3 protein-coding genes are annotated in these 5,824 nt (G+C 67.1%); all 3 read left to right on the forward strand.

Annotated features, from left to right (window positions below):
- Positions 1-147: 147 nt before the first annotated feature.
- The gene (locus ACIPIA_RS09210) at positions 148-1,161 is read left to right on the forward strand and encodes an ArsR/SmtB family transcription factor (RefSeq protein WP_400508773.1); all 1,014 of its coding nucleotides are present in this window, start codon (positions 148-150) and stop codon (positions 1,159-1,161) included.
- Positions 1,161-2,072, forward strand: a complete 912-nt coding sequence (metF, locus tag ACIPIA_RS09215) for a methylenetetrahydrofolate reductase [NAD(P)H] (protein WP_400508775.1) — start codon at positions 1,161-1,163, stop codon at positions 2,070-2,072. The genes ACIPIA_RS09210 and metF overlap by 1 nt, the downstream gene beginning before the upstream one ends.
- A gap of 4 nt (positions 2,073-2,076) precedes the next feature.
- A partial coding sequence (gene metH, locus ACIPIA_RS09220) for a methionine synthase (RefSeq protein ID WP_400508777.1) occupies positions 2,077-5,824 on the forward strand: 3,748 nt, incomplete at its 3' end.

Genomic DNA, 5,824 nt, shown 5'->3' on the forward strand with positions numbered 1-5,824 from the left:
GCCGTTTGGTGACGAAAGCTCTGCCGCTCGGGAACGCGCTTCCTCTCCCCGTCCTGTTTTCCGCACGCTTATCCGCTTGCACGAACGCCGCTTTTGACATAAAGATATCTTTATATCTTTTTTCCTGCGGCGAGGGAGTGCGATAGCGTGCGGCAGCCGACAGCATTGTCCTCCGATGTGCTTCTCGCCGGCCTGCGGGCTGCGGGCGAGGAGACACGCCTGCGAATCCTGGCGCTGCTTTCCGAGGGCGAGCTTTCCGTCTCCGACCTGACCGACATTCTCGGCCAGTCGCAGCCGCGTATCTCCCGCCACCTCAAGCTGCTCGCCGAGGCCGGGCTGGTTCGGCGTTCGCGCGAAGGGGCGTGGGCCTTCTTCCGGCTCGACGAGACCGGGCCGGGCGGCGCCTTCGCCGCCTCGCTCGCCGCCTGGCTCGACCGCACCGATCCCGTGCTCGCAGCCGATCGCGAGCGGCTGGCGGCGGTGCGGGCGAACCGTGCCGAGGCGGCGCAGAGCTATTTCGCCAGCGTCGCGCGCGACTGGGACCGGCTGCGGAGCCTGCATGTGCCCGATCATGCCGTCGAGGCGGCGGTCGAGGACGCGGTCGGCGAGGGGACGCCGGGCGCCATGCTCGATCTCGGCACCGGCACGGGCCGCATGCTGGAGCGGATCGCGCCGAAATTCGGCCGTGCGGTCGGCGTCGATGCCAACCATGCGATGCTGGCGGTGGCCCGCGCCAATCTGGAGCGGGCGGGGCTGTCGCGCGTGGAGCTCCGGCAGGGCGACATCTATGCGCTGCCCTTCGCACGCGGCTCATTCGACCTCGTCATCGTCCACCAGGTGCTCCACTTCCTCGACGACCCCGGCCGGGCCGTGCGGGAGGCCGCGGCAATGCTGGCGCCGGGCGGACGGCTGATCGTCGTCGATTTTGCGCCGCACGACATGGAATTCCTGAGGACCGAGCATGCGCATCGCCGGCTCGGCTTCTCGCGGCAGCAGATCGCCGGCTGGTTCGCCGAGGCCGGTCTCTCCTGCGACCTGTCCCGTGAAGTCACCCTGGCCGATGGCGGCTCCGGGCAATTGCCGGTGATGCTCTGGCGCGGACGCGACCGGCGCGTCCAGTCCGATCCGCCGGTCCATACGATCGATCTAGAGGTTGCGTGATGAACGCTTTTCGCCCCAGCCGGCATGGCTCGCGCCGCCCGCGCGTTTCCTTCGAGTTCTTTCCGCCCAAGACGGCCGAGATGGAAGTTTCGCTCTGGGAGAGCGTGCGCCGGCTCGAGCCGCTTTCGCCGGCCTTCGTCTCGGTGACCTATGGCGCCGGCGGCTCGACGCGCGAGCGCACCCACGCCACCGTCAAGCGCATGGTCGAGGAGACCGCGCTGAAGCCGGCCGCCCATCTCACCTGCGTCTCGGCCTCGAAGGCCGAGGTCGACGAAGTCATCCGCTCCTATTGGGATGCCGGCGTCCGCCACGTCGTGGCGCTGCGCGGCGACCCGGCCGGTGGCCTCGGTACGCCCTATGAGGCGCATCCGGAGGGCTACCACCAGACCTCCGATCTCGTTGCCGGGCTCAAGCGCATCGGAGATTTCGAGATCACCGTCTCGGCCTATCCGGAGAAGCACCCGGAAGCGGCCTCGCTCGATGCCGATATCGACGCGCTGAAGAAGAAGGTCGATGCCGGTGCCACCCGGGCGATCACCCAGTTCTTCTTCGATAACGACGTCTATTTCCGCTATCTCGACAAGGTCCGCGCACGTGGCATCGAGATCCCGATCCTGCCCGGCATCGTGCCGGTGCAGAACTTCAAGCAGACGGCCGGCTTCGCCCGCCGGACCGGCGCGAGCGTGCCGCAATGGCTGGCCGACCGCTTCGAGGGGCTGGAGGACGACGCGGCGACGCGCCGGCTGGTGGCCGCTGCCGTTTGTGCCGAGCAGGTGCTCGACCTGATCGACCGCGGCGTCACCGATCTGCATTTCTACACGATGAACAAGGCCGATCTCGTCTACGCCATCTGCCATCTCGTCGGCTTGAAGCCCGAGAAGCCGGCGGCGCAGGCGGTGGCGGCGGAGTAAGCCTATGTCGGACTTCAAGCCAGCCCCCGTCGACGGCGCCGAGATCGAACGCTCGCTGCGCCAGGCCGCGCGCGAGCGCATCCTCGTGCTCGATGGCGCGATGGGCACGCAGATCCAGGACCTCAAGCTCTCCGAGGCGGATTTCCGCGGCGAGCGCTTCAAGGGCTTCAACCACGATCTCAAGGGCAACAACGACATCATCGCGCTGACGCAGCCCGATGCGCTGCGCGACATCCATCTCGCCTATTTCCGGGCGGGCGCCGACATCGTCGAGACCAACACCTTCTCCGGCACCGCGATCGCCCAGGCCGATTACGGCATGGAGGCGCTGGTCTACGAACTGAACGTCGCATGCGCCCGGCTCGCGCGTGAGGCGGCAGCCATCGCGCAGAAGGAGGACGGGCGCCGCCGCTACGTCGCGGGCGCCATCGGCCCGACCAATCGCACGCTCTCGATCTCGCCCGACGTCAACAATCCCGGCTTCCGCGCGGTGACCTTCGACCAGGTCCGCGAGTCCTATGCCGAGCAGGTCAACGGACTGATCGACGGTGGCTCGGAACTGCTGCTGATCGAGACGATCTTCGACACGCTCAATGCCAAGGCCGCGATCGTCGCGATCGAGCAGGTCTTCCGCAGCAAGGGCGTCCGCCTGCCGGTGATGATCTCCGGCACGATCACCGATCTCTCCGGCCGCACGCTTTCCGGCCAGACCGTCGAGGCGTTCTGGAACGCGGTGCGCCATGCCGCGCCGCTGACCGTGGGCCTCAACTGCGCGCTCGGCGCGCGCGAGATGCGGGCGCATATCAAGGACATGTCGCGCGTCGCGGACACCCTGATCTGCGCCTATCCGAATGCCGGCCTGCCCAACGAATTCGGCCTCTACGACGAACGGCCGGAAGCGACCGCAAAGATGCTGGCGGAGTTCGCCGATGCCGGCTTCGTCAATGTCGTCGGCGGCTGCTGCGGCACCACGCCCGGCCATATCGCGGCGATCGCCGAGGCCGTCGCCGGCAAGGCGCCTCGCCAGATCCCGGAGACGAAGCCCTATCTGCGGCTTGCCGGCCTGGAGCCCTTCACGCTCGACGAGACCATTCCCTTCGTCAACGTCGGCGAGCGCACCAATGTCACCGGCTCGGCCAAGTTCAGGAAGCTGATCACCGCCGGCGATTATGCCGCCGCGCTCGACGTGGCGCGCGACCAGGTCGCCAACGGCGCGCAGGTCATCGACATCAACATGGACGAGGGCCTGCTCGATTCCGAGAAGGCGATGACCGAGTTCTGCAACCTGATCGCCTCGGAGCCGGATATCAGCCGCGTGCCGATCATGGTCGACTCCTCCAAGTTCCCGGTGATCGAGGCCGGTCTCAAGACGATCCAGGGCAAGCCGATCGTCAACTCGATCTCGATGAAGGAAGGCGAGGAGGCCTTCCTCGAGCAGGCCCGCATCTGCCGGCAATATGGCGCGGCGGTGGTTGTGATGGCCTTCGACGAGGTCGGCCAGGCCGATACCTTCCAGCGCAAGATCGAGATCTGCACCCGCGCCTACAAGCTCCTGACCGAAAAGGCCGGCTTCCCGCCCGAGGACATCATCTTCGACCCGAACATCTTCGCGGTGGCGACGGGCATCGAGGAGCACGACAACTACGGCAACGACTTCATCGACGCGACCCGCGCGATCCGCGAGACGCTGCCGCATGCCCATATCTCGGGCGGCGTGTCGAACCTGTCCTTCTCCTTCCGCGGCAACGAGAAGGTGCGCGAGGCGATGCACTCCGTGTTCCTCTACCACGCCATCAAGGCGGGCATGGACATGGGCATCGTCAATGCCGGCCAGCTCGGCTCCTATGACGATCTCGATCCCGAGCTGCGCGAACTCTGCGAGGACGTCGTCCTCAACCGCCGCAAGGATTCGACCGAGCGGCTGCTGGAGGCCGCGCCGCGCTTCAAGGGCGACGGCTCCGTCGCGACGTCGGGCAAGGACCTCGCCTGGCGCGAGCTGCCAGTGGAGAAGCGGCTGGAGCATGCGCTGGTCGCCGGCATCACCGAGTTCATCGACATCGATACGGAGGAAGCCCGCCTGAAGGCGGAGAAGCCGCTGCACGTCATCGAGGGGCCGCTGATGGCCGGGATGAACGTGGTCGGAGACCTGTTCGGCGCGGGCAAGATGTTCCTGCCGCAGGTGGTGAAGTCCGCTCGCGTGATGAAGCAGGCCGTCGCCTATCTCATGCCGTTCATGGAGGAGGAGAAGCGCCTCAACGGAGGCGCCGAGCGCGCCGCCGCCGGCAAGGTGCTGATGGCGACGGTGAAGGGCGATGTCCACGACATCGGCAAGAACATCGTTGGGGTCGTGCTCCAGTGCAACAACTACGAGGTGATCGACCTCGGCGTGATGGTGCCGACGCAGAAGATCCTCGACACCGCGCGCAAGGAGAAGGTCGACATCATCGGCCTCTCAGGGCTGATCACGCCCTCGCTCGACGAGATGGTGACGGTGGCCTCCGAGATGGAGCGCGAGGGTTTCGACATCCCGCTGCTGATCGGCGGGGCGACGACGAGCCGCGTCCATACCGCAGTGAAGATCCACCCGGCCTATGAGAAGGGCCAGACGGTCTATGTCACCGACGCCTCGCGCGCGGTCGGCGTCGTCTCGAGCCTGCTCTCGCAGGACCAGAAGCCGGCCTATGTCGACGGGCTCAAGGCGGAATACGCCAAGGTGGCCGACGCGCATCGCCGCTCGGAGGCCGAGAAGCAGCGCCTGCCGCTGGCCAAGGCCCGCGCCAACGCCTTCAAGCCGGACTGGGCGAGCTATGTCCCGCCGAAGCCGAGCTTCCTTGGCACCCGCGTGTTCCGGACCTACGACATCGCCGATCTCGTGCCGGTGATCGACTGGACGCCGTTCTTCCAGACCTGGGAACTGAAGGGCCGCTTCCCGGCGATCCTGCAGGACGAGAAGCAGGGCGAGGCGGCGCGCGCGCTCTGGGACGATGCCCAGGCGATGCTGAAGCGCGTCGTCGAGGAGCGCTGGTTCAACCCGAAGGCCGTGATCGGCTTCTGGCCGGCGAACGCCGTCGGCGACGACATCCGCCTCTATACCGGCGAGAGCCGGCAGGAGACGCTTGCCACCTTCCACGGCCTGCGCCAGCAGCTTTCGAAGCGCGACGGCAAGCCGAACATGTGCATCTCCGACTTCGTCGCGCCGGAAGGCGGTGCGTCGGACTATATCGGCGCCTTCGTGGTGACGGCAGGCGCCGAGGAGGAGCGCATCTCCGAGAAGTTCGCGCGCGACAACGACGATTATCGCTCGATCATGGTCAAGGCGCTGGCGGACCGCTTCGCCGAGGCCTTCGCCGAGCGGATGCACCAGCTCGTCCGCAAGGAGTTCTGGGGCTATGCGCCGGACGAGACCTTCAGCAACGAGGAGCTGATCCGCGAGGAGTATCGCGGCATCCGCCCGGCGCCCGGCTATCCGGCCCAGCCCGACCACACCGAGAAGGAGACGCTCTTCCGGCTGCTGGAAGCCGAGCGGCGCGTCGGCGTGAAGCTGACCGAGAGCTATGCGATGTGGCCGGGCTCGTCGGTTTCCGGTCTCTACCTCGCCCATCCCGATGCCTATTACTTCGGCGTCGCCAAGGTCGAGCGAGACCAGGCCGAGGACTATGCCGCGCGCAAGGGCATGAGCGTGGAGGAGGTCGAGCGCTGGCTCGCGCCGATCCTCAACTACGACACTGCGGCCTATCGTCTGCAGGCCGCGG

Source organism: Allobosea sp. CER48, assembly GCF_044752385.1.
Taxonomy (GTDB): domain Bacteria; phylum Pseudomonadota; class Alphaproteobacteria; order Rhizobiales; family Beijerinckiaceae; genus Allobosea.

Coding starts and splice junctions, on each gene's coding strand:
- metF (WP_400508775.1), top strand. CDS start 1,161: ATGAACGCTTTTCGCCCCAGCCGGCATGGCTCGCGCCGCCCGCGCGTT.